We start from the raw sequence: 24,712 nt of genomic DNA, 5'->3' as shown, positions 1-24,712 counted from the left end.
CGTCAAATGCGATCGCTCCCACGCTGGGCTCGTGGGACGGTGACCTATTTCCTGGAGCTTGACCATGCACCGCGCGTTGCTGCTCTTCCTTTTCGCGATGTCTCTGGAGCCAATCGGCGCTGCCAGCGCTCAGACGTGCGCTACACCTGCTGTGCAGGCGGCGACGCCTGAAGAGCTCGTTGACGCCTTGAATGGGGTGTTCGGCTCACATCCTGGCGCGCGCGCCGTTCATGCGAAGGGCATTGTGCTTGAGGGGAATTTCAAGCCTAGCTCGACGGCGTCCGTCATCAGCAAGGCGCCTCACTTGCAGCAAACGGAGGTCCCCGTAACGGTTCGATTTTCGAATTTTGCCGGTATTCCAGACATTCCAGACAATCAGGGGCTTGCTAGTCCTCGTGGATTGGCAATCAAATTCAAGCTGCCCGACGGCAGCGACAGCGACATAGTGGCCCACTCGTTCAACGGCTTTCCCTCACCCACGGCGGACGATTTCCGGGACTTGCTGATAGCGCTGGGAAACAGTGGCGCGAAGGCAACCAAGCCGACACCTCTCGATAATTATCTGACAAGCCATCCTGTCGCGAAGGCGTTCTTGACTGCGCCAAAACCAGCACCCGTGAGTTACGGCACGCTGCCGTACTTCGGCGTCAATACGTTCAAGTTTACCAATAACGAGGGGCTGGTCACGTTTGGCCGCTATCAATTTCTCCCGATGGCCGGCGCTCATTTTCTGAGCGACGATGAAGCGAGCAAAAAGGGCAACGACTACTTGAACGCTGAAATCCAGACACGAGTTGAGCAGGGTCCGGTGGACTTCAAGTTGGTGATTCAAGTTCCTGCCCCGGAAGACAAGCTCGATGATCCATCAATTGCATGGCCCGACACCCGCCAAATTGTAGAGCTGGGGACCGTTTCGGTAAGAGAGGTCGTACGAAACAATGATGCAGCACAACAGGCATTGCTATTCCTGCCAAACGCGCTTCCATCTGGGATCGAGCCGCAAGACCCCATGATCGATGCGAGATCGGCCGCATATCCCATCTCATTTGTGCGCCGGCAGAAATAGCAGTCGACGGAAGCCGCTAACCCAGATTCAAGGCGCCTCGCTTAGACCCCCTTCGTTGACCGAGCGCATCGAGATCATCGCCGCCATCAAGCCGTATCTCTATCACCCCGTGGTGCTCGCCAAGCTGGCGCTCGACAAGCATGCCGAGCCGCACACGTCGCGCACCTTCGAGATCGAAAGGGAATTGCAGATGGCCTTGGAAACCCGGAATTTCGAGACGCTGGCGTTGCACGGTGGATCGTACCGCACCGATCCCGCCACCGGCGCAGTGGCGGTTCCGATCTACCAGACCACGTCGTTCCAGTTCGAGAATGCCGATCACGCCTCGCGCCTGTTCGCGCTCGAGCAACTCGGCCCGATCTATACCCGCATCGGCAATCCGACTCAGGAGGCGTTCGAGACGCGGCTCGCCGCATTGGAGGGCGGGGCGGCTGCCCTTGCCGTCGCCTCGGGGCAGACTGCCTCCGCCTTCGCGATCTTCAATATCGCGCAGGCCGGCGACAACATCGTGTCCTCGACCGATCTCTACGGCGGACCTGGACGCTGCTCTCGCAGACCCTGAAGCAGTTCGGCATCGAGGTCCGGTTCGTCGATCCCGCTGACCCCGAAAACTTCCGCCGCGCGACCGACGCAAAGACGCGGGCCTATTTCGACGAGCCGCTCCCGAACCCCAAGCTGAAAGGGTCCCGATCAAGGAGGTCGCGGATATCGGCCGCTCGCTGGGCGTGCCGCTGATTCTCGACAACACGGCCTCGCCACTGATTGCGCGTCCGTTCGAGCACGGCGCCGCGGTGGTGGTCTATTCCACGACCAAATAGATCGGCGGCCACGGCACCGCGATTGGCGTCGCCATCGTGGACGGCGGCAGTTTCGACTGGGCGGCGCATGCCGACCGATTCCCGCTGCTGAACAAGCCTGACGAGGCCTATTCCGGCTGAACACAACAGGTCTCTGGCCTAATTAGCGTATTGAGCGGTTGGGCGCGGGCAGCTCTTCGATTTGCTATCCCTTTGGCGCCGCGGGCGGACGCTGCAATTTGGATGGCGTGAAGATTTTTCGCAAGATTTATCTTTGGCGAAGCTTTTTCATGATGTCAGATCCGAAGGCGAGATCGCCAACGAAATTCATGGCCGAGAACGTTTTTCATGGGTTTAAGCCAAGCACCTACATTTTTTAGGTCCCGTGAGCGTTTTTCATGACCGGAGGCTGCCAGAGACCGCAACCCCGCCGGCTACGCAGCGCTGATTGACGCCACCGGCTGTCTGTCCCGATCCCCCACGTGCTTTCCGCCAGTGGAACAAAACACCGCATCATCGAGCAAGGAGGATGGCGCATCTACACGCCACATCATGCGCCCGGCCGCCAGCCTTGAGGGACATCTCACCTTCGCGCTCAAGAACGAAGGACTAGACCTTGCCATTCTGAAGCGGCTCTTCCTCACCGTGAAGGAGGATGAGATTGCGGACCTCGTGAACCAGAAGCCGACTGGGCTCAACACGCGCCGCATATGGTTTCTCTACGAATGGCTGTTGGGGCGCGAGCTCAATCTCCCCGCAGCAGACAAGGTCTCCTACGTCGATGCCGTCGATACCGAGCTCAAATATGCGAGCTCCGGACATAATTCAGCACGGCACCCGCGTCCGCAACAATCTACCGGCACGCCGGACTTCTGTCCGCTCGTTTTCAAGAGGCGGCTTCGTCGGCGAGCATAACCGCGAGACGCAAAGACCCATTCCGGATCATGTCAGCGCACGTCACGACGATATCAGCCTAGCAAGGCGGTGTCGGAAGATATGGACCATGCAGCGGCGGACAGATGACCTTACGTTCAGTGGACCAGACGGGTACCGACATTGCGATGTTTCCCAGCATGAATTTTCCGGCGCCCACAAGCGCGGACGTTCTTGAGAGGCTCAGAAATCGGCTTCTCGAAACTCCGACATGGTCTGGCCCCGACATGTCGAACTGCAGTGCGGGCATTCAAGCGCTAAGCCTCCACGCAGACCTAACAGGGCAGTTACAATCATTCTGGTCCCTCGTCAGCTTCTCGAAAGCTAAGCCTCGTAGCGAGATCGTGTTTATCCAGGTTCGGCGTTAGCTGCTCAGATTTGTCAGGAGAATCGGATGGATGCGTTCAACCACCTCCACCCATTCGAGGCCCCAGATGTCGAGCGGGCGTACGGCGACGAGCTGGAACAGCAGCAGGATTACCAAGCGGGGTTTCAGCAGCACCTGAACGAGTTGCATCCGCACGAGCGCCCGCCCCAGAATTCAAATAGCCTCGGCGACCGCGACGTTGTGTCGAACAGAGATGCGGATTTTTTGAGAATGCCGCACGGGGATCGCGTCGGACAAGGCACCTCGCGGTTGCCCTCGGATTCGCCCGCCTTCTCGGGACAAGCGGTCAATCAAGATCTGCTTTTTCCGGCCGCGGATCGGGGTGGCCAATTGCCAGCCGGCAGTTTCAGTCTGACGGATAGTCGGCACGGCGTGGATGCAGCTGCCGATTGGCCGACGCAAGGTTTCGATCAGGAGGAGCATTGGTGGGCGGAGCCCGCTGATGTGGTGCCTGAGTGGCCAACGACCCCGGCAATTCCTTGGCAGCAAAATCTCGGAGCATCAATCCTCGCCCGACAGCTCCGGCCAGGCGATGGCAGTACGACGGACCTTGAAGACCCCGTCCTCAGGCAATCGCGGCTCGACCACATCTTGGACACCTGGGCCGCCGAGGAGGGGCAGACGGAAGACGAAGACCGCCAAGAGGCCGTAAGACGAATAAGAGTCTGGGCAGAGGCCGGCGACGTCTATGCAGGGCTGGACCTGCATGATCTGGGCCTGACGACACTGCCCGCCGCCCTTCCGCCCGGGCTCCAGTCGCTCAACGTCAGCGACAACGAGCTGGTGCGCCTGCCTAACACCCTTCCGTCCAGCCTCCGGACGCTTGGCGCCAGCAACAACCGGTTAACCGGCCTGCCCGACACCCTCCCGACCGCTCTCCAGTCTCTGGTCATCAGCAGCAACCAGCTGACCGGGCTGCCCGAAACGCTTCCGGAGAGCCTTTCGACACTCGCCGTCTGCAGCAATCGGCTGACCAGCCTGCCAGACAACCTGCCGGCCGGGCTCCAGGACCTCGATGTCCGTGGCAACCTGTTGACCCGCCTACCCGACGCCCTACCGTCCGGACTTCAGTCGCTTGCCCTCGGCAGCAACCGGTTGACCACTCTACCTGACACTCTCCCGCCCGAACTCAAAGAGCTCGAAGCCGACGGCAACCGGCTGACCAGTCTGCCCGACACTCTCCCGGCCGACCTCCTGTTGCTCTTCGCCCGCGATAACCGGCTGAACAGCCTGCCCGAGACGCTCCCGTCTGAGCTCCAGAGACTCCACGTCAGCGGCAACAGCCTGTCGAGCTTGCCCGAGAACCTCCCGACCGAGCTCCAGATGATCGAGGCACGCAACAATCGGCTGACCAGCCTGCCGGAGACCCTGCTAACCCGGCTAGGTTCTGGGTGCATGGTTTATGTGGAGGATAATGCGCTGCCCGAGCAGGTGCGGACGAATTTGGCGGCAGCCCTGAATGCGCCGAGCTATGCCGGCCCGCGGGTCTTCTTTTCAATGGGGGGAAGAACGATGGTGGACCAGGAGCGGCCGCTCGCCGATGCGGTCGCGGACTGGTTGAAGGGCGAGCCGGAGACGATCGCCGTCTGGCAGAACTTCGCCCACGAGGAGGGGGCCCCGGAATACGCGCTCTTCCTCGACAAGCTGCAGAAGACTGTGAATTATGACAATCCTGAATTCCGAGAGGCGGTGGCCGAGGATCTACGGCAGGCGGCGATCAGGCCGGAATTGCGGCGGCAGTTTTTTGAGCTGGCCTACGGGGCGAGCGAGACCTGCCAGGATCGCGTCACCCTGACCTGGAACGGCATGCAGACCGCACGTCTGAAGGCTGATGTCGAAGACGGAGCCTATGACGATCGGCTCGGCGAACTCATCCAGCAGGCGCGGGTCCTGTTCCGCTTGAACGCGCTTGAGCCGATCGCCCGTCAGAAAGTCGACTCGCTCGGATTCGTCGACGAGATCGAGGTCTATCTCGCCTATCAGGTCAAGCTACGTGATCGGCTGGACCTGCAGCTTATCGCTCCGGACATGCGATTCTTTGATGTCGCCCACGTCACTGAAGACGACCTCACCGCAGCCGAGATCCAGGTGCGCAACGAGGAGGCGGCGGGGTTCGCCGACTATCTGGCAACTCGCTGGCAACCCTGGGAGATGGTGGTGAGTCGGATTGCCCCACAAGCTCATGCACAGATGGAGGGCCGACTCAGGCAGGCGATGGACGAGGAGTTTCCGAGCCGCCTTGAGCAACGGCTCGCCGACCATCAGCTAACCGGAGATAGCGATGCCGCGGTGCAATTCGGAGCCCAGATCAGCGACGAGATCGCCCGCGAGATCAAGGGCGCTCTGATGCGCCAGATGCTTGGGGACCGCGGGCTTGAGCTGTGAAACGGCCATCCAATTGCGAGGAGCGTCAATTTTACGTCATGTTGTTTTCGGATGCCGGCACCCTGAATGGGTCGTTTGTTGAAAACGTTCGGCCGGCAGATCTACGCGCATGGCGGCGCTCGATCTCCCCGAAAGATGACCGCGGGGGCGCGCGGCAGCGGCCCAGATGCAATTCATCAGCTTCGCAGCTGACCGACACTATTGCTTGTTGCGCAATTGCTGCTTGGCATCAGGGCATCCATCCGGGGTGACGCGGACTGATTGACTGGCAGATCGCCTATACTAGGAGTCCGATGCCTCGCAACCGGAACGATGACAACGCGCCGCTCGGTACGATTCCAACTCTAGAGCATCCGCCGATCATGCAGCGTATCCTGCGGCGATGAAGTAGTTGCGGCATTTGGTTGCTGTCAAGCGATCAATCGCAAATCGCGCTCCAGAGGCCCTTCGTTCTGCGGCCTGACGCAAGAGCGCCTTGAGCTTGGCGAGGCGTTCTCGATCGGATTGAAGTCGGGGCTGTAGGGAGGCAGGTAGAGTAGGCGTGCACCCGCAGCCTCGATCATCTGGCGGACCCTTGGTCCCTTGTGGCTGGAGAGGTTGTCCATGACGACGATAGCGTCTGGCGGAAGGTCGGGGATGAGAACCTTCTCGACATAGATTGGCGTATAGTACCGCATGGGTACATCAATGCGGTTGATTTCTTCGATGAACTCCAGCGCGAAATGAGAAAATTCGCTTGATATCTGCGGTGCCCGGCAGAAATTGGCGAATTTTCCTCTTCATGACGAGGTAAGTTTTCCGTTGCGGACGGTGTTCGAAGGGCCCGGGTCCGGATGAAGGCTCAAGCCGAATGAGCTCACGCGGCAGCAGCTTTCTATCGATGCCGAGCAGCGAGGATGCTCCGGATCCTGCACACCAGAGTTTCTGACTCCGGAGTTGCAGAAGATGAACGTGTGGGATCGTCGCAAAGGCTTTAAGTCTCTCCCAGGCGCGACAACTGGAAGTGATCGGGCATTTCGGCTCGCTCCGATCGGGTTCCGTGTTGGTCGTCTCCAAAGCGTCAGCGCGGCACGGTGTGTGTCTTCCCAGCCGATCGCCGCATTTGCCAGAATTTCGAGGCAAGGTCGCTCAGGAAAGCGGCTCGCAGGACTGAGGAGCTAGCTCAGGTACGACCTTGTCCGAACCGTACCAAAGACACGCTCTCCGCAACATGGATAACGCGAATGTTAAACGTGCCGCCGAATCTTCGCGTCGCCCTCAAATTCGGCGGCCCCTTCGAGCCCTCATCGACAATCCCTTTCCGCGTCTGCGGATACTTGGTGACAACACTCCGCTCAAGATTGCGATAAAAGGAATTTACTAGTTTGTTCTGATTGGAATTAGCGAGTCCCGTTGTGAGCACTTTCCAATTTATCCATACCGGCGACATACATCTGGACAGCCCCCTGAGAGGCCTGAGCGGACAGGAGGGGCCAGCGGCCGAGCGTATTCGAACGGCGACCCGAACTGCCTTTGAGGACCTCATTACTCAGGCAATCGATAGACAGGCGGCTTTCGTGGTCATCGCCGGAGACCTCTACGACGGCGATTGGCGCGATTTTCACACCGGCCTGTTTTTCGTTCGGCAGATGGGTCGTTTGCGGGGGGCGAAAATCCCCGCCTTCGTGTTGCACGGCAATCATGACGCCGAAAGCCAAATCACGAAGCGGCTGACGCTTCCCGACAATGTTGAGGTGTTTAGCTATCGAAAGCCTCAAACTTTCAAGCTCGATGATTGCCGCGTCGCCCTTCACGGTCAAAGCTTCCGCCTGCAGGCGACGACGGAAAATCTGGCAGCAGCCTATCCCGCGCCGATCAAAGGCTATTTCAACATCGGCGTGCTGCATACTGCACTCGGCGGAATGGGTGGTTCTCACGAGAACTACGCCCCTTGCACGCTCGAAGAGTTGATCAACAAGGGGTACGACTATTGGGCGCTCGCGCACGTGCATCAGGGCGGCGTACTGCATCAAAATCCGCACGTGGTGTTCTGCGGCAATCTACAGGGGCGCCACATCCGCGAAGCCGGCCCTAAATCGGCGCAGCTCGTTACGGTCCAAGACGGAGCGATCGAAGGCGCTGAGATGCTCCAAACGGATGTCGTGCGGTGGATGCATGTCGATGTACCGGTCAGTGGTAGCGCGCGGTTCGGGGATGTTGTAGATCAAATCAAACGCTCGATCGACGAGGCGGCCAAGAACGTAGAAGGCCGATTGCTGGCTTGTCGCATCAAACTAACTGGCCCGACGGCTCTTCACGCCGAACTGATGGCGTCTGCGCCGCAATTGTTGGCTGAAGCGAGGGCCGCAGCACTGGCTCTTGGTGAAGAGGTTGCATGGATCGAAAGCGTGATCAATGCGACCGTGCCTACGACGGCCGTTTCTATCCAATCAGAGGGCAGCGCGATCAACGATCTCAAAGTCCTACTAGCTCAGGCTGCGGGGGATTCTGATCTCCAGGCAGAAATCGCAAACGATCTGGGCGACCTTGTCCGCAGGCTTCCTCACGACGCGGCACTTGATATTGACGATTTTCTTCTCGAAGCGGTGATCGCGAAACAATACTCGGCTGTGATTGAGCAGGCTGGCGAATATCTGAGCGCACGTCTGACTGCGGAAAGGCGTTGATCCGTGCGTATTCGTTCTCTTGACCTGGTCCGTTACGGACATTTCACCGGCACGACGCTTCATTTTCCGTCAGGCGAACCAGACTTTCATGTCGTGTACGGCGAGAATGAGGCTGGAAAGTCGACGACGATGTCGGCGATTGAAGATCTGCTCTTCGGTATTCCCGGGCAATCATCCCGTAATTTCCTGCATGAGAATGCGGCCCTGCGCATCGGCGCCGCCCTAGAACGTGACGGCGCGCTGCTTTCGGTCCGGCGTCGCAAGGGCAACAAGGACACGCTTCTCGGTCCGGACGATCTGCCGCTTGCGGCTGGCGATGGCCTGCTTGCTCCTTGGCTCGGCGGGATGGACCGCGCGTTTTTCTGCCGGATGTTCTGTCTTGACCATGAGCGCCTGCGGGCTGGCGGGCGGGATATCACCCAGGCCAAGGATGATATCGGCGCGGCATTGTTCGCCGCCGGGGCCGGCGTGTCAGGTCTCCGCGATCGGCTGGGTGCGATGCAGGCAGAGGCGGATGGGCTCTGGGCCAGCCGCAAGGCGGGACACCGAAAATACTACCAAGCGGAAGACCGCCTTAAAGAAGCTGATGCGGCGTTGCGTCAACACACGGTGAGCGCAAGCAAATGGCAGGAATTGAAATCCGCATTTGAAGAGGCGCGCGGCCTTTGCAATCAGATCGAGAAGGAAATAGAAGAGCAAGTTTCCGAACTTGCGAAGATTTCTCGAGTCCGGCGCGTATATCGCGGTGTGCGTCGGCTTCAAGAGATTGAAACCGAGATAGCGGACCTCGGCGCGGTGGTCGAATTACCTCCGGACGCGGCTAGGCAATTTGAGGAGGCCTCGGGCGATAACGCTGCTGCAGAAGTGCGTATAAGCGCATTCCGCGAACAGATCGCAACAATCGGCACGGAAATTTCCGGACTTGTGGTTGACGATAGCGTTCTGCTCCACCAAACGGAGATTGAACGACTTTCGAAGCGCAGCATACAGCTGTCCTCGGGCCGGGCGGACTTACCGAAGCGGCGGGCCGAACTCGCCGCAGCGGAAGAAGTCCTGAAGCGCGCGGCGATTGAACTGGGGTGGACAGGGTCCATCGCCGACCTGGTCGAGAGAATTCCGCCGCGGGCCAAGGTTGCGGCAGTCCGCGGACTGTTGACATCGCGTGGCAGCCGATTTGCCGCCGTTGCTAGCGCTGAAGCGGCGCTAGAGGATGCCAACGAAAAACTCGCCGATATCCAGGCACGGATTGAAGCGCTCGGAGCGCAGAAAGACCTTTCGGTGCTGGCTGGGGTCGTTGAGTCCATTCGTGCTTTTGGCGATCTCGATGCGCGTCTCCTGAGTATCCATCAAGAGCATCAGGATGCCGATAGATCATGTCAGCGGCAAATGGCTGATATGAATCCGCCTATCGTGAGTGAAACGAGTTTGCAGGCCTTGAAAAGCCCAGCGGAAGAGGCGGTAAGGGCGCATCGCGATGCTGCCCGCGAGCTTCAGGCGCGTATTCAGCGCCAGCAAGCTGTGACGCGTGAGCTGACGCGTACAGTCGAAAACAATCGAAAGTCTTATGCTCGTCTTGTGTCAGATGAAAGAATTGTCGGCGCTGAGGAGTTGAAGAAACTGCGCGAGCGGCGAGATGCCGGATGGTCTATCATCAGGCGCAGACATGTCGACAAGATCACGGTGCCAGAATCGGAGGAGCTCGCTTTTGCAAGCGGCGAGCCGCTGCTCAATGCCTATGTGAAGGCCATCGAAGACGCCGACACCGCGGCGGACCGTCGCTTTCAGAATGCGCAGTCGACGGCTGCCGCCATGGTGCTGGCTCGGCAAATCGCTGAAGAGCAAGACGTCCTTGAATCCGCCAAGCAGGAGCTTTTTTCGTTAGCTGAAGAGCAGAAAGCGTTGGCCGAGGCTTGGGCGATCCTGTGGAAACAGGTCACCGATAACCCGCGTTCTCCAGACGAGATGCTGGATTGGCTCAAGGCGAGGGCTGGCGTGCTCGATCAAATCGCCAAGCGTGACGCCGCGCTTCATGCACAGTCCTCGCTCCAGCAGCAAATTGCAAAAGCCAAGCAACAGCTCGCCAGTTTGATGGCGGACACGGCAATCGCAACCTCGGCAGATATTCTGCCGCTGAACGGAATTCTTGGGGCTGCCGAAGCGCGCCTCCGCACGGAGGAGGGCAACACACAAAAGAGGGATGAACTCGCGCTTGAGGAACGGAAGGTCGCAACAGAAGTCGAACGCAGGCGCGTGGCTGTTGAAAACGCTGTGAAAGAGCGTGATGTCTGGAACGCGCAATGGAAGGATGCCCTGAGGGGTCTCAATCTGTTACCCGAAGCCCCGCTTGAGACCGTTCAAGAGCAAATTGAAGCAATCGATCAGATGCGGGAGACGTCTGCCAAGATCGCGGATTTGAAGCACGAGCGCATTGGAAAGATCGAGCGGGACATCACGGCGTTTACGGAGGATGTCGAAAAGCTCGTAAATGCGATCGCGCCACGGTTTTCCGGACAGAATGCAGATGAAGCAATCCTTCAACTCCATGCGCAATTGAATGCGGCGAGGCAGACTGTCGTGTCCCGCGACGAAAAAGCTGAGGTGATGCGGGGCCTGCAGAAGAAATTGGAAGAATGCGACAAGTCTAGGACGGACGCCGAGGCCGTAATAGATGGCCTCAAAAGGGCCGCAGCCGTCGATTCGATCGACAGATTGCGAGCGGCTATTCTTCAGTCCGATCTACAACGCGCGCTTAGGGATGAGCGATCGCGCTTGCGGACCACGCTTGAGGCTGATGGCGATGGGCTTGGTGTCGAACAACTCGCTGAGGAATGTCGCAGCGCCGATCCCGATCAAACAACGGCTCGGGAGCAAACGCTAAAGGCGATACTCAAAGATGTCAGGGAACGCCAGCTGATCGCCATTCAGAGTCGCAATGATACTGAGCGTTTGTTCGAAGCCGTCGGCGGTGACGCCGCTGCGGCCAAAGCTGCCGGTGATCGTCAGCTGGCTTTGGCCGAGATGAAGGAGGTGGCGGCGCAGTATGCCCGCGTTCGCTCCGCAACCATCATCCTGAGGTGGGCGATCGAGCGGTTTAGGCGCGAAAAGCAGGCACCATTGCTCAAACGGGCAGGGGAGCTGTTCTCTATTCTGACCGGCGGCTCGTTCCAACGCCTTACGCTCGAATACGACGAAAAAGACGTGCCACATCTGGCGGGCGTGCGCGGGGACGGTGGAGCGGTGCCCGTATCAGGTCTCAGCGAAGGCGCCGCCGATCAGCTCTTTTTCGCGCTGCGCATTGCTGCCGTTGAAGAGTATCTGATGCATGCTGCGCCGGTGCCATTTATCGCCGATGATCTTTTCATCAATTATGACGATGCGCGCGCCTCGGCCGGTTTCAGGGTGTTGCAACTTCTTGCGGAGAAAACGCAGGTGCTTTTCTTCACCCATCACCAGCACCTGCTTGATGTGGCGTCTACTGCGTTTGGCAGGAGTGTTTCGACGGCAACGCTTGAGCCTCGCCCACATCAAATGAAGAATGTTGCTTAGATGGATTACAGAATGCATGTCTCGACATCATTATCGCTATGTTCAAACGCAGTCCGCGATGCGGAGTTTGCGTCGGCATGCTTCTCGGACTTCCTTTGGGGAAGATCAATCCCGGAAAGTTCACGGTCCTGCAGGCCCTTCGTCGCCGCGACACCAAGCGTAACCTGATCGGCTAAGGGCTAATTTCAGATTTAGCGAGGACGCAATCCTCGCCGAAATTGTTCCATTCACTAAATCTCATGGGGATGACGACGGCTGTAGTGGATACAGCCCGCGTTGGCCGGGAAGGGACTGTATGGCGGCCAAGAGCGCGCCGGAGATGGCGCAGGAATTCGCGCAGGCGGCGCTTAGCGCCACACCGGTGATCATTCTGGGCAGCGGCGCCTCGGCTGCACACGGTGTGCCCGGCATGGGCGGCCTGGCGTTGCAGCTTTCCGCTATCAAGCCTCCCACGAGCTGGACAGCAGATGAGAGGAGCGAATGGGATAAGTTCGTCGCGCAGCTTGCGGCCGGCAATGATCTCGAAAGCGCCCTCCAGGCCGTGCGCCCGACGGAACGCCAGACCCAGTTCATCGCCACCGAGACCCGCGCTGTCCTGCTGCCGCACGATCTTCGCGTCCTCCAGACGCTTGTGGCGGATCGGCGCGCGCTACCCCTTTCGCGGCTGTACCGCCATCTCTTCGACAGCACGCACAAGACCGTCCATGTCGTCACGCCTAACTATGACCGGCTTGCCGAATATGCGGCCGATGCCGTCGATGTAAGCACGTTCACCGGCTTCAACTACGGTTATTTGCAATCGCGCGCGCGCGATTCGAACACGCGCGTTTTCGTTAATCGGCAGGTGACCCGTACCGTTGCCGTCTGGAAAGTGCATGGCTCTCTCGACTGGTTCCAGGATTCCGCTGGCCAGATCATCGGCGTTCGCGGAATGCCCGAAGTGCCGGCCGGATACTCGCCGCTGATGATCACGCCGGGCATCGATAAATACCGGCTGACACATGGCGAGCCGTTCCGAACGATCTTGGGCTGCAGCGACGCCGCGCTGGAGAACGCCCGCGCCTATTTCTGCGTTGGTTATGGCTTCAACGACGAGCATCTTCAGACCAAGCTGATCGAGCGTTGCGATCGCGATTCCGTCCCGCTTGTCGTGATCACCAAAGAGCTGACCACGTCCGCCCGGACCTTCCTCGGCGGCGGACGCTGCCGGCGCTATCTCGCGATCGAGGAGGGGACGATGGGCGCGCGCGCTTATATGCACGACGTACCGAAAGGGTTCGACGTAGATCAACCGATCTGGCGGCTCGACCGCTTCCTCAATGAGATGACAGGAGTTTCCGCGTGAGCATTCTGGATTTTGCGGACGGAGAAGCGCTGGGCCGCGTCCAATCGGTCGACACGACCACGGTGATCGTCCACGTCGATGATGTCGAGGCGCTGCGGGCGCTGCAGGTAAACCGGCTGGTTGCGCTCCAGAGCAGCCTTGCCGGCCACAAGTTGATTGGCGTGATCCAAAAGATCATCCGTACCGCGCTCAGTGAAGCGAAGATCGCCGATGTCGAGCTAGGCGAGGCCTCGCATCCCGAAGTCAATCTGGTTCGGATTATGTTGATCGGCACGCTGCTCGATCGGGACGGACCGCGCGCCAATGTCTTCCGCCGGACGCTTGAGACCGTCCCGGAGATCGATGCCTGCTGCTTCGCTCTCGAAGGCGAGCGCCTTACGCGATTCATGGGCGTGATTTCGGAGGTGACCGGCGGCGCGCAGCGCCTGTCGCTTGGCGCCTATACGCTCGATCCCAACGCTCAGGCGTTCGTCAATGGCAATCGGTTGTTCCAGCGTCATGCGCTCATCGTGGGCAGCACCGGCTCGGGCAAGTCGTGGACGACCGCCCGCCTGCTCGAGCAAATCGCTGAGCTCGACAGCGCCAATGCCATCGTGTTCGACATGCACGGAGAATATGCGTCGATGGCTGGCGACGGTTTCGTCCATCTTCGCGTCGCGGGCCCAAGCGACATCGAAGCGGGGAACGGGCTGAACGATGGTGTGCTGCATTTGCCCTATTGGCTCATGAGCTACGAGGCGCTTGTCTCGATGTTTGTTGACCGCTCCGATCAGAACGCCCCAAACCAGGCTATGATCATGTCGCGTACCGTCGTGGACGCCAAGACGGGCTTCCTGAAAGCTGGCGGTCATGTCGAGGTGCTCGCCAACTTCACGATCGACAGTCCGGTGCCTTTCAGGATGGAAGCCGTGTTAGGCGAGCTCAACCGCCTCAACGCCGAGATGGTACCGGGAGCCAGGACGGAGAAGCAGGGCGATTTCCACGGCAAGCTCAGCCGTCTAATCCAGCGCCTCGAGGGCAAACGCACCGATCGACGCCTCGGCTTCCTATTTCCTGCGTCCGGCGTGGCGGACAGCTATGATTGGCTCGATCGCGCAGTTGAGCTGCTGCTCGGTGGCAGGGCGGCCAAAGGCGGCCACGGTGGCGTCAAGATCATCGACTTCTCTGAAGTTCCATCCGACATTTTGCCGCTGATCGTCGGCATGGTCGCGCGCATGGCCTTCCACGTGCAGCAGTGGAGCACGCAGGGGCTTCGCCATCCGGTGGCCCTGTTCTGTGACGAGGCGCATCTTTATATTCCACAGGATCCGACTTCGGGCGCCGCGGAGAATGCGATCGCTACCTTCGAGCGCATCGCCAAGGAGGGGCGGAAATATGGCGTCGGGCTGGTGGTGATCAGCCAGCGCCCCGCCGAAGTGAACCGTACGGTGGCCAGCCAGTGCAACAATCTCATCGCGATGCGGCTAACCAACGGTGACGACCAAGCTGTCGTGCGACGGCTGCTGCCCGACAGCCTCGGCGGCTTCGGCGACCTGCTTCCGGTCCTCGACACGGGCGAAGCACTCGTCGTTGGCGATGCGATTCTACTGCCCACGCGTATCCGCATTGCCAAACCGATAAACGAACCGCTTAGCGGCACGATCCAGTTCTGGGATCGTTGGGCAGACCCAGCGGCTGCGGCGACACTCGACAAGGCTGTCGAGAGCTGGCGCCGTCAGACGCTTGTCAAATAGTTGCCTTCCGGCAAGCCTCTCGCACATCACGATGCTGGGCGCGACGCTGCAGCAACTGATCCGGAAGGTGATCCTGCCTGCTTCCCACCATCTTTATGCATTCGTCTTGCCAGTGCGTCCGCGATGCTGGTGCTGATGGCCTCCGAGATGGTTGGCGCGAAGGCAGGTCTTGGCTGTCTCATCATCAACAGTCAGTACAGCTTCCTGATTCCTCCGATGTAGGCCATCATCAGCATCACGATGATCGGACTTTGCTTTCAACGCCGTTCTAGAGGCGTTGGAGCGGCGCTTCATGCGGTGAAGGCGCCGGGTACGAATTGAGTGCGGCGGTGGCTGATTGGGCTCCTTCGATGAAGGCCGCCTTGGAAGATGGGACGCGGAGAGCAACTTCTTTTATCAAGGCGATTTATGATCCTGAGATCTTAGCCGCAACGCCGGCTCGTAAGCCGACCTACGCGCCGCGCCGACTGGCCGCGGATCATTTACTGCTCTTGAGCACAGCCAGCGAATTCATACGGCGCTTCGCGCCATCAGCAATCGATATGGCCATCTCCTCCGGAAATCCTTTTGGAAGCGCATTCAGCACCTGATCTATGGCTTTTGCGGCTGTATCGCCGAGCTGCTGGATGACAGCCTTGACTGTTTTGTCGGATAGACCGCAGCTTTTCGCAGTCTGCACGAAATGTCGGCCGAGAACCGTGTGGACAACGTAATGCCGGTTGCTACCGATCGCCATGGCCAGCTTCATTTGGTTTTGGCTGATCTGTCCAGCGTCCAGGCTCGGCTGGGTCGAAATGATGTCGTAAAGCGGGGCAAGATGAAAACGTCCGCCCGGCGCCAAATGAATGCTAAAATTCTTCGCATGGCCATCGGTGGCGGCAAGCAGCCAGAACACGATCTGCGCCTTGAAGAAAATGGCCCGGTCGTCCTCAGGCGTATCGCTGCCCTTGAGGAAATCCGAGATTTTGCGGATGCCAGGTCCGCCGTCGGATTCATACTTTCGCGTGGGCGGAACCGATAGTGCCTGGCAGCAGTCTTCCTGCGGCAGCCGCAACAGGCGGCCGTCGCGCGTCCAGGTGCGATCGAACCGCTCAACTGCGAGCACGCGGCGCCCGGCGAAATCGATGATGCTTGATTTGGCGACCGGCAAGCCGAGTGCGGCAACCAGCTCGAGGCACAGATGCTCGTTTTCAACGCTGCTGGTCAGGTCGATTCCGTTCGGCAACTTCCTGATCTGCGGCTTGATGATGTGCGTAGTTGCGGTCGTGCCATGAGGAACGTACCACTTGTCTTTCCAGTAAAGCAGCGCTGTCTTTTCCTGCGCGCCCGCGAGAGAAATGCGGAAGTCCTGGTCGGCGCCGATGCCGAGCGGATTGCTGGCAAGATTGCCGAGAATGGCGGCGACCTCTTGATCGCTAGCGGCGCGGCCATCAAGGGCGCCGGCGGCTCCGGGCGCGGCACCGTCGGGAAGGAATTGCAGCGCGCCGATGCAATCGCGGCCGATTGCGGAGAGCAGGCTGTAAGCGTCGGCGCCATCAGCATGCGCGCGTTCGGCGACGCGTCGGCGAATGTCGTCATTATCGGGCAGAAGATTGTCAAAAACAGCGACGACGGGATTGCCGATATAACGATCCTCCCGCAATGGCAGCGACACCGAAACGGGGATGGCATTTTCCCACGCGAGCCACTGCTTGTCATACTGGAAATCGATTGCGCCGCTGCTCTCGCGCCGCAGCCGCCCGACCAGCCGTGCGTTGAGATAGACGTTGAGGGGCGCGCGGGCAGGACGACGCGCCATCAGAACAGATCCTCAATCGCTTCAGCCGTCAATTTGGTGCGCGGCCGGATGACCAACTCGAGGTCGAGCGCGGCCAGCGCATCCATCAAGATGCGCAGCTGCGTTGCAGGTACACCGGCTTCCAGCTTCGAGACCGTCGCTTGACGCGCATGCATCTTCTCACCGAGGCCAGCCTGGGTAAGCTTCTTCTGCCGCCGGTAGCGCCTGATCCCGGCGCCAACTTGTTGGGGGGTGCGGGCAATCGTGTCCATGTGCTACCATACGCGATTGCGTATATTTTTGTCAATATACGCGAACGCGAATATCTCTTTATTATACGTATTCGCGCATATTTGTGCTTAATACGCAATTGCGTATGAAACCCTGGGATCCCACTGCCTTTCTTACTTAAATTACTAAAAGCTGATGATCGATGTAGAGCTGGTGGCTCGAGTCTGCCGGTCATCTCATTTCTGAGATCCAGTCGGGCGTACGTCGCCTCGATCAGCTGGTCCAACGCCGCAGCGGCTTGCTCGTTGAGATTGGGATATTCGCGCAGAATGGACGAGATCTGGGTCAAGGGGCTGGCCGCGCCGAAGCGACTTTCCGCTGCCCCGGGGCAATCCGGGTCAGGGCGGAGGTCATGGCAGCGGCCCCGACAAGCCCGTCCGGGTTCGTCGTCGAAAAACCGGTCACGGTCGAGGACGAGAAGCAGACCGGCCATCAAACAGGCGGCGATTGCGCAGCATGTTCCGATCCAGCTCGACTTCGTGCTGAGCATCGAGCGCGTCGGCGGCAAGACCGAGCTGATCGAACGGCATGATCGGCACCATCACCGGCATGGTCAGCTGCATCGGCAGAAGAGATGATCAGCGAGCCAATCACGTGAGTCGGCGTGCCGACGCCGCCGATGATCAGCAGCAGCACCGGCGCGCCCATCGCCGATGATGGGCGAGAGAGCCTCATCGACATGTCGAATTGGCATCACGGCGTTGGCGACGCCGTCGGCTTCGCAATTGAAACGCGCGCCAGAAGACCTTCCTTGCCTCCCGTAAGCCCGTACTCCTCTGCCGGCTTGCCGTCGAGTTTGGCCGCTTCGGCTACGCCCTTCGCGAGCATGTCGAAAGTGTCGTCCGAAACACGCAGGGCGCCAACACCAAGCCGTCGTCGCCATCTGGCTCCGCGTTCCCACGCTTCCATCCACGCAAAGCCTAGGTCGCTACTACGTTTGACGGCATTGAATGCTTGAATGAGCGCGCCAGCCTGGTTGATGTCCTTTTTGGCCTTATCCGCAAAGAACACATTCCGTTTGGTCGCGATGATCAGTTTGTGGACGGCGTAGCGCTCCGGGGCCGGTACAAGGACCGGCACGCCGGCGTCGTGCAAGACCACAGAGCGGATCGGCTCATGGATCAGGTAGTCTAGGAACCGCAAAACCTGCGCCCCTACAGACGGCCCCAATGAAGGCATCTGCGTCAGTCTGGAGGAGTAGTCCTCGTCGCCACGGTTTGGTGTAAGGAATTCGACCTTGAAGCCGGTGGCATTGGCAAAACCGCTGAACAGCTTGGTTTCATCAGGAGAGAATGAGGGCGCAAATGTCGGATCCACCTTTTTCAGGATCTCTTCGATGTCGGGCATGCTTTCATCGATCGAGATCGAGATGCCGTAGAATTTCGCGATGTCCAAATCCTCGGTCGTCACGAGCTCGTCGGGCAGCTTGACGCCGAGTACGCCGCTGTATGTCTGATAGGCCATCGAACCGACGAGCGTGGCGCGAAGCCGGAAAAGTCCCGCGCGCGCGAGTTCGTTGACGACGAGACCTTCCATGTGGGGAGGGGCAGGGTAGCCGGCCCGCCTCAACTTCGCTGCCAGCTCGCGTCGCGCGCGATAGCCAATCTTGGTGCGCTGGAAAGCTTCCGCGCGTTTGGCAATCTCGGGATCATCGGCCGGACCGACATATTTGAGGGTCGTCTTCGTCGGTCCGTCGCCACCGGAGGGCTCGTAGGCCTTGTAGTAATAGTATTCGCGGTTGGCTCGCTTCTGTTTGAGAAAGGTCCCGTTTTCCGGGAAGTTCTCGTCGAAATCCGCGTCGGTCGCCTTTTGAACCAGGTCGGAGAACATGACTTGGTCGATGTTGGAAAACTGCTTCATAGGTGTTTGTTACCATTTTGGCGAAGTGGTAACAATGACTTTGTATCCATCCTGCCAAAATGGTAGCAAAGCCTTTGTATCCCTTTCGCCATAATGGTAACAATAATGAATTCAAGGGCTTGAGCCGATTGTTCCGCTTCCAGGGTCCGAAATCTACCTCCCGATCCAACTTTGGAGCCTCGACAGGGATCGAGCTGCCAAGCTATATTAGAACATACTAGGAACAGACCTTCCGGTTGTATTTTCAAGACCCACTCTCAATAACAATGTTGTCCGGCACATCATGCGTTTAGTGTCGCCAACTCAGGATAAAGTCGGGCCCAGGAGCCGCGTCATTGACCTTGTTTCGCCAATTGCATGACGACGCCTTTTTAGCCTTTTCGCGCGATCACAAGCACCTGTACGCGGCCTGTCTGCTCGACCTCCATGAACGCTTCTTTTCAGGCGCGCCGTCGTTTCCGACGCCGCAGCAGGTGGTCCACGCCATCTACGACGTCATGCGCGCCAACCCCGTCCTCTGGAACGAGGGCGATGATTTAGGCAGCCTGCCGGAAATGATCTCCGCGGGACGCCGCCGGATCCGGAAGGCCGACGCCGCGCTCGCTTCCGAGAAGGGCGACAAGGCGCTCGGTCTTGCGCGACAACTGTACGCCCGGCTGCTCGCCTGGGGATGGCTTGAAGAGGAGGAATACGGGCTTCGCGTTACCGTGGACATGGCTATGGGTCCGCTGCTCGTGATCCAGCGGCTCGCGAGCCTCAACAAGGATCTCTCGCAGCGATTCGGCGGTTTGATCGTGCAAATCCGCCTCAACTTGGAGGCCGTCGAAAAACTGAGGCCCGAGATCACCGACCGCAAACAGCGCGAAGCCGCGCTCGCCGTCCGCGAGGCGCGCAATCAGGCCGACCAGTTCACTAAGAGCCTGCGGGCCATTCTGGCCGACCTGAAGCGCGTCCGACGGACCGTCATGGAGACGAAAACAGTCGCTACCCGGCTGGAAGCCTTTTTCGAGGAGTTCGTCGAACAGCTTCTGCTGAAGGATTTCGAGTCCATCCTCACCGTCAACCATCCGTACCGCTTCCGCGACGCCATCGTCGATCTCGCGCGGAGGATCTCCTACACCCCGGAGACCATGCAGGTCCTTGCCGAGGAGTACACAGCTTCCAGCATGGCAGCCGACATCGAGGACGGTCGAATGGCCGCGGCCGACGACCTGCTGGCCATCGAAAGCATCTTCGATCAGATCGGGGAGATGTTTGATAGGATCGAGGCCTTCCGCAGGCAGCTCGAAGCCAGAGTCCGCAACACCATTAAGTACGCCGAGCGGGGCGGCCAGGGACTCGTCGGCCGGGCCAGCGACCTGGTTCGGCGCCTGGATGCCCTACTGCGGGACGGCAGACACCACAACGCGACAACCGAGTGGAGCATCGAGCCGCTGCGGTCGCCCTGGTCGGAGCACCATCAGGCGCCGGCCAGGCAGCCGCGCCGTCCCGTCGAAGCAAGGGAGCTCGCCGAGCCGCCGTCGGACCCGCTGTACGAACTGCGCAAGAAGCTCCGCCTCGAGTACATCGCGCGCATTGCGCCCCGCCCGGAAGATGTCAGACGATTCCTCGAGGGCCAGGTGCCGCCCTTCGCGACCAGGGAAGCCCGCTTCATGGAAATCGATACCGTGGACGACTTTCTCGCCTTCGATTGCGCCCGCCGATATGCGCTGACGGGCGAGATTCCGGTGCAGGTCGCGGCCGGGTTCGATCTGGAGCCTCGCCCAGACACGCCGCCCCACGACAGCGAATGGCTTCGGTGTGCGAACTTCGTTGTCAGGCGATCCGGCCCCCTCCGGAAGGCAGAGGCAGCCCGTGCTCAGTGAGTTCGAAAACGTCGAGCGCTCCCTCGGCGCGGAAAAGGCAGCCGACCTCCGCAAAGCGCTGCACTTCCTGCTCCGGCGGCAGTTCGTGTTCGCGGGAGATCCCCGGACCGGGACAGTCTACAACACGATCATGGATGGCCGCTTCCGCGACGTGGTCGACGGATTCTTCGATAGTTGCGGATACCGCGTCCATCGCGATCCGGAGGCGCAGTGGGCCGGCATCGTCGCGATGGACGAGGACGTGCCGCTGCCCCGGATGAAGCTCGATGAAACAATCGTCATGCTGGTGCTGGCGGCGTATTGGCAGCAGGAGGTGAACGTCGGAGCGGTCGAGGACCGGGCCGTCGTTGTCGCCACCTTGAACGACCTGTTCGACCGCTACCGCGAGATGGCGCAACACGGCGGCGGAGGTGCGATCTCGGCCGCCCGCTTCCGGGACATTCTGCGCGAGGCCGCCCAACGCAGTTTGGTCGAGATCGGTGATTTTGACGACGAGCAGCAGGACTGCGAGATCAGGATCCGTCCGATGATTAAGCTGATCAGTGGCGGCGATGCCCTCCAACGGCTTGAGCGCTACGTCCGTAGCGAGGAGGCGCGGTTTCCGCAGCCCGCAGGAGACGAGGCATGATGGAGCTACGCCACCTGACGATGGTGAACTGGCACCTGTTCGACGTCGCCGACATCGACGTGACAGGACACGTCGGGGTCCTGGGCGAGAACCGGTCCGGCAAATCCACAATCCTCGACATGGCACAGGTCGTTCTCACCGGCGCGAGCCGGCGGTTCTTGCGCCTGAACGCAGTCGCCGGCGACAGCGGAAAATCGCGCAGCGGCTCGAAGCGCAGCGTCGTCGACTACTGCCTCGGGACGCTCGGCGAAGATCAGCGTCGGCGCGACGAGGCGCGCACCTACATCGCGCTCGGTTTCGAAGACACGGAAGGCGCCCGCCCGCCGGTCACGATCGGCATGGCGCTTGAGGCGCGCAAGTCCGACAGCAGGGAGACCGTGCTGGCACTGTTCGTCGCCGTCGGGACCGTTCTGAGCTCCAAGGACTTCATCGAGCAGCGAGGAAAGTCGCAATTCCCGGCGCCGTGGGAGGACGTGCGCGCCCGGATCGTCGCGGCGGTCGGCGAAGGCAACTTCGTCAATCATCGCGACCGGGCGAGCGACTACGTCCGTGAGTACATGCGCCATCTTCTGCCGCATTCGCCCTATGGCGAGCAGAACGCCAGCGCCCTGCAGAAATCAATCGTCAACGCGATGACGCTCGACCACAACCAGACGGCGACGCAGTTCGTGCGGAACTACATCCTCGAGGACAGTCCGATCGGCATCAAGGAGCTGCGCGAGTCGATCCAGACATACCGCAACATCAGCGAAACCATCCGAAAGATGCGCCTCAGGCTCGAAGCCCTGAGGGCGCTTCGGGTCGTCCTCGGCAAGCTTGAAGAGGCGCTCGAGACCAAGTTCAGGGAGGAGTGGATCGCAAAACGCGCGACTTGGCTCGCGGCGCGCGCGACAAACCTGGACTTCAAGACCAAGCGGCGTACCGAGATGGCGCGCCGGGATGCGGCAGCAAAAGAACTCGAATTCATCGACGACGACGTCAAGGCCATCGATAACGAGATCGAACGTCTCACGGCCGCGATCGCCGAGCACGATGCCAAGACCGGCAGAAAGTCCCTGCAGCAGACCGCCGATGTGGCCGGGCAGGCGGCGCACCGCGCCTCGGCGGACTTCAAGGCTCGCATGGAGAACATCCGTCGCCTGGAGCCGCTACGCGCGATGTGCGCGGACGGTTTCGAGGACTTCGTTCCTGCGCTTGAGCGTCTTGTGACCGCCACCGCCGGGGCCGACATCGGGGGCGTCTCCGACGAGGTCACCGCGGCCGAGAAGTCCTTCGCGGCAAGCGGCGCCAAATGGCTGCCGAAGATCGACGAAGCACGTCAAGCGATCATCGCGGAGCTTTCCGGGCTCCGAGGCCGGCGCGCTGAGGTGCTCGAACGCATTCGACAGCACGCGGCCGGAGGGGCGCGCGCCTATCTTGGCGAGGACACTGAACTTCTCTGCCGCAGGCTGCGGCAGAGGGGAATGGTCCCGCGCGTGCTCTGCGACATCATCGAAGTCGCCGAACCCGAGTGGGTGGGAGCCGCCGAGGCGCTCCTCGGCCGCGACCGGGAAGCTGTGTTCGTGGACAGAGCGGATATCAGCGCCGCCACGTCAATCTTCAAGGAAGGTCGCCGCGAGTTTCGCCACGCATCGCTCGTGAGCCTAAACAAGCTCGAGCAGTTCAGGGCCAAGCCGGAGCGCGGCACTTTCCCCTCGATCTTCCGGAGCCAGGATCCGGACGCGATGGCCTTCATCATGCGCCGCTACGGCACGGTCCGCCTCGCGGACACGCTCGACCAGTTCAACAGGCCCGGCCGGGCTATCATGAAGGATGGCCTCTACGATGATGGACTCGTAAGGACCCATCGCTGGATCGAAGCCTCGCAGCACAAGATTGGAAAGGCGGCTCAGGCGAATGCCCTGCGCTCCCTGCAGGATCAGGCCGAGGAACTCGATCGGCTCCAAACGGAAAAGAGCAAGCAGGCCCAGGCGGCAGAGCAGGCCTTTGCCGCTCTGAAGAATATCTGCGAGGGACGTGACGATCTGAAGGCTTGCGCCGCTGCCTTCGCAGCCGCGCAGACCGAGATCGCCGAAGCCCAGGCGAGGCTCGAAGCGCTCGACGGCGCGGGCGACGGCGGGCTTCGCGACAAGAAACGAGCGCAGCAGACGCTAAAGGTCAAGAGGCTCGACGAACGAAAGATCCAGCAGAAGGCGTTCGGCGAGCATGACGGTGAGGTCAGGTCGGCGGAGAGGAGGCTCGGAGAGGGCGAAAACGTGCCCGGCTCCGAACTCAACCTGCGGGTCGCCCGCTCGATCTATCGCAAGACCTTCCCACTCTACTCCGCCGCGAAGGGCAGGATCGTGTACCGCGAGCGCCTCGATGCCGCAGCCCAGAAGGGCTTCGCGGAGAAACACCGCGCTATCGCCGACAGAGCGCTCAAAGATGCGGACGCTTCGGACGCCGAACGCCTCCGGATCGAGCGACGGGTCCGCGAACTCCTTTACGATTACTTCGACCAGTTCGGGATGAGCTCGCAAGTCGGCGCGGAGAGCGAGCCGCTGCGGGAGGTGAAGCCATGGATGGAACAGCTCATCTCGGATATCGAATCCAATGAGCTGCGCCAGTACGAACGGCAGGCGCGAGAAGCGGCGGAGAAGGCGTCCACCCTGCTGCGCGGCGAGTTCATCAACGCGCTCACGGCCCGGATCGGAAAGATGGAGCGGGAGCTGCAATCGTTGAACCGGAGCCTCTACGCACATCCGTTCCATAACGAGCGATATTCATTCCATCGCACCCAGATGGTCGAATTCCAGCCCATCCTGAAGATCATCGAGATCGCCAAAACCTCTCCGGAGGCGCTCGATATGCTGTTCCGGGGCGACGTGCCCGATGATTTCCCGCACAAGGATACGATCGTCGCACTCGAGGCGCTGCTCGAGGACCCCGACAAGGATTTCACCCAGTTCGAGGACTACCGCAACTTCTACACCTTCGAGATCCACATGGAGGATGTTGCCACCGGCCGCTCGACCCGCTGGGAGCAGCGGCGCGGCACCGGGTCTGGCGCCGAACAGCAGGTGCCTATCTACGTTGCCATCGGCGCTTCGCTGGCCGCCGTCTACGGCAGCGCGGAGCGTCGCGCCGGCAAGCCCGCCGGTTTCGCGCTCGCCATGTTCGATGAGGCTTTCTCCAAGATGGACGGCAAGAACCAGCGGCAGATGATGAGCTTTTACAAAAACCTCGGCCTGCAGTTCGTGATTGCTGCGCCATTCGAGAAGAGGGTCGCCGTGCTCGAGCACATGGACACCATCGTGGAGGTGGACCGGATCGGCGAGCAGTCCAGGGCTACCGTCGTGGAACTGAAAGAGAAGGCCAAGCGCGAGCTGATGGCCATCGATCCGGACCTGATGTCCGAAGATGAGCTCGCCACCCGTCTGGCCGCCGAGTAGT

14 protein-coding genes and 2 pseudogenes are annotated in these 24,712 nt (G+C 60.4%); 11 read left to right on the top strand and 5 right to left on the bottom strand.

The features are described 5' to 3' along the window. Window positions 1-64: 64 nt before the first annotated feature. From XH88_RS06390 to XH88_RS06375, 4 genes and pseudogenes are all read left to right on the top strand, one after another. Window positions 65-1,066, top strand: coding sequence for a catalase family peroxidase (locus XH88_RS06390; RefSeq protein ID WP_271614567.1), 1,002 nt, complete (start codon window positions 65-67; stop codon window positions 1,064-1,066). A gap of 190 nt (window positions 1,067-1,256) precedes the next feature. Continuing rightward, window positions 1,257-2,001, top strand: a pseudogene (locus tag XH88_RS06385) (PLP-dependent transferase); the annotation flags it as partial. 414 nt (window positions 2,002-2,415) lie between these two features. After that, window positions 2,416-2,778: a hypothetical protein gene (locus XH88_RS06380; protein ID WP_271614566.1), complete on the top strand. Its 363-nt coding sequence runs from the start codon at window positions 2,416-2,418 to the stop codon at window positions 2,776-2,778. A 412-nt stretch (window positions 2,779-3,190) separates the two neighbouring features. After that, window positions 3,191-5,569: an NEL-type E3 ubiquitin ligase domain-containing protein gene (locus XH88_RS06375; RefSeq protein ID WP_271614565.1), complete on the top strand. Its 2,379-nt coding sequence runs from the start codon at window positions 3,191-3,193 to the stop codon at window positions 5,567-5,569. 360 nt (window positions 5,570-5,929) lie between these two features. Here the strand turns inward: XH88_RS06375 and XH88_RS06370 are convergent. Further along, window positions 5,930-6,225 (bottom strand): annotated as a pseudogene (locus XH88_RS06370) (transposase); the annotation flags it as partial. Window positions 6,226-6,963: 738 nt separating this feature from the next. Between XH88_RS06370 and XH88_RS06365 the strand changes: the two are divergent. The 4 genes from XH88_RS06365 to XH88_RS06350 all read left to right on the top strand — a co-directional run bounded on the left by XH88_RS06365 (window position 6,964) and on the right by XH88_RS06350 (window position 14,859). Then, window positions 6,964-8,235, top strand: a complete 1,272-nt coding sequence (locus XH88_RS06365; RefSeq protein ID WP_271614564.1) for a metallophosphoesterase family protein — start codon at window positions 6,964-6,966, stop codon at window positions 8,233-8,235. A 3-nt stretch (window positions 8,236-8,238) separates the two neighbouring features. Continuing rightward, on the top strand, window positions 8,239-11,781 hold the full coding sequence (locus XH88_RS06360; RefSeq protein ID WP_271614563.1) for a YhaN family protein: 3,543 nt from the start codon (window positions 8,239-8,241) through the stop codon (window positions 11,779-11,781). 295 nt (window positions 11,782-12,076) lie between these two features. Beyond that, a complete protein-coding gene (locus XH88_RS06355) occupies window positions 12,077-13,126 on the top strand; it encodes an SIR2 family protein (protein WP_271614562.1) in 1,050 nt (349 codons plus the stop codon). A gap of 62 nt (window positions 13,127-13,188) precedes the next feature. Beyond that, window positions 13,189-14,859: an ATP-binding protein gene (locus XH88_RS06350; protein ID WP_271614561.1), complete on the top strand. Its 1,671-nt coding sequence runs from the start codon at window positions 13,189-13,191 to the stop codon at window positions 14,857-14,859. Window positions 14,860-15,337: 478 nt separating this feature from the next. Here XH88_RS06350 and XH88_RS06345 read toward each other — a convergent pair whose 3' ends face one another. The 4 genes from XH88_RS06345 to XH88_RS06330 all read right to left on the bottom strand — a co-directional run bounded on the left by XH88_RS06345 (window position 15,338) and on the right by XH88_RS06330 (window position 18,787). Further along, window positions 15,338-16,657: a type II toxin-antitoxin system HipA family toxin gene (locus XH88_RS06345; protein WP_271614560.1), complete on the bottom strand. Its 1,320-nt coding sequence runs from the start codon at window positions 16,655-16,657 to the stop codon at window positions 15,338-15,340. Beyond that, window positions 16,657-16,908 (bottom strand): helix-turn-helix domain-containing protein, encoded by a 252-nt coding sequence (locus tag XH88_RS06340; RefSeq protein ID WP_080139081.1) that lies wholly within the window; start codon window positions 16,906-16,908, stop codon window positions 16,657-16,659. Before XH88_RS06340 ends, XH88_RS06345 begins: the two co-directional genes overlap by 1 nt. Before the next feature lie 420 nt (window positions 16,909-17,328). Beyond that, window positions 17,329-17,478, bottom strand: coding sequence for a hypothetical protein (locus XH88_RS06335; RefSeq protein WP_271614559.1), 150 nt, complete (start codon window positions 17,476-17,478; stop codon window positions 17,329-17,331). 142 nt (window positions 17,479-17,620) lie between these two features. Beyond that, window positions 17,621-18,787 (bottom strand): nucleotidyltransferase family protein, encoded by a 1,167-nt coding sequence (locus XH88_RS06330; RefSeq protein ID WP_271614558.1) that lies wholly within the window; start codon window positions 18,785-18,787, stop codon window positions 17,621-17,623. 335 nt (window positions 18,788-19,122) lie between these two features. Between XH88_RS06330 and XH88_RS06325 the strand changes: the two genes are divergently transcribed. From XH88_RS06325 to XH88_RS06315, 3 genes are read left to right on the top strand one after another with little or no spacing between them, the layout of a single operon-like run. Then, window positions 19,123-20,652: a Wadjet anti-phage system protein JetA family protein gene (locus XH88_RS06325; RefSeq protein WP_271614557.1), complete on the top strand. Its 1,530-nt coding sequence runs from the start codon at window positions 19,123-19,125 to the stop codon at window positions 20,650-20,652. Continuing rightward, complete coding sequence (locus XH88_RS06320) at window positions 20,642-21,280, top strand: DUF4194 domain-containing protein (protein WP_271614556.1); 639 nt, start codon at window positions 20,642-20,644, stop codon at window positions 21,278-21,280. Before XH88_RS06325 ends, XH88_RS06320 begins: the two co-directional genes overlap by 11 nt. Further along, window positions 21,277-24,711 (top strand): SbcC/MukB-like Walker B domain-containing protein, encoded by a 3,435-nt coding sequence (locus XH88_RS06315; RefSeq protein WP_271614555.1) that lies wholly within the window; start codon window positions 21,277-21,279, stop codon window positions 24,709-24,711. Before XH88_RS06320 ends, XH88_RS06315 begins: the two co-directional genes overlap by 4 nt. The last annotated feature ends 1 nt before the right edge of the window (window position 24,712 follow it).

Origin of the sequence: Bradyrhizobium sp. CCBAU 51627, assembly GCF_028128765.1 — a bacterium.
In the GTDB taxonomy this organism is placed as follows: Bacteria; Pseudomonadota; Alphaproteobacteria; order Rhizobiales; family Xanthobacteraceae; genus Bradyrhizobium.
This window is presented reverse-complemented; position numbering and strand designations above follow the sequence as displayed.

What these genes read in the sequence shown, in the direction of transcription:
- XH88_RS06390 (WP_271614567.1), top strand. Translation starts at nt 65, where the DNA reads ATGCACCGCGCGTTGCTGCTCTTCCTTTTCGCGATGTCTCTGGAGCCA.
- XH88_RS06340 (WP_080139081.1), bottom strand. Translation starts at nt 16,908, where the DNA reads ATGGACACGATTGCCCGCACCCCCCAACAAGTTGGCGCCGGGATCAGG.
- XH88_RS06330 (WP_271614558.1), bottom strand. Translation starts at nt 18,787, where the DNA reads ATGAAGCAGTTTTCCAACATCGACCAAGTCATGTTCTCCGACCTGGTT.
- XH88_RS06355 (WP_271614562.1), top strand. Translation starts at nt 12,077, where the DNA reads ATGGCGGCCAAGAGCGCGCCGGAGATGGCGCAGGAATTCGCGCAGGCG.
- XH88_RS06345 (WP_271614560.1), bottom strand. Translation starts at nt 16,657, where the DNA reads ATGGCGCGTCGTCCTGCCCGCGCGCCCCTCAACGTCTATCTCAACGCA.
- XH88_RS06335 (WP_271614559.1), bottom strand. Translation starts at nt 17,478, where the DNA reads ATGCCGGTGATGGTGCCGATCATGCCGTTCGATCAGCTCGGTCTTGCC.
- XH88_RS06380 (WP_271614566.1), top strand. Translation starts at nt 2,416, where the DNA reads ATGCGCCCGGCCGCCAGCCTTGAGGGACATCTCACCTTCGCGCTCAAG.
- XH88_RS06315 (WP_271614555.1), top strand. Translation starts at nt 21,277, where the DNA reads ATGATGGAGCTACGCCACCTGACGATGGTGAACTGGCACCTGTTCGAC.
- XH88_RS06375 (WP_271614565.1), top strand. Translation starts at nt 3,191, where the DNA reads ATGGATGCGTTCAACCACCTCCACCCATTCGAGGCCCCAGATGTCGAG.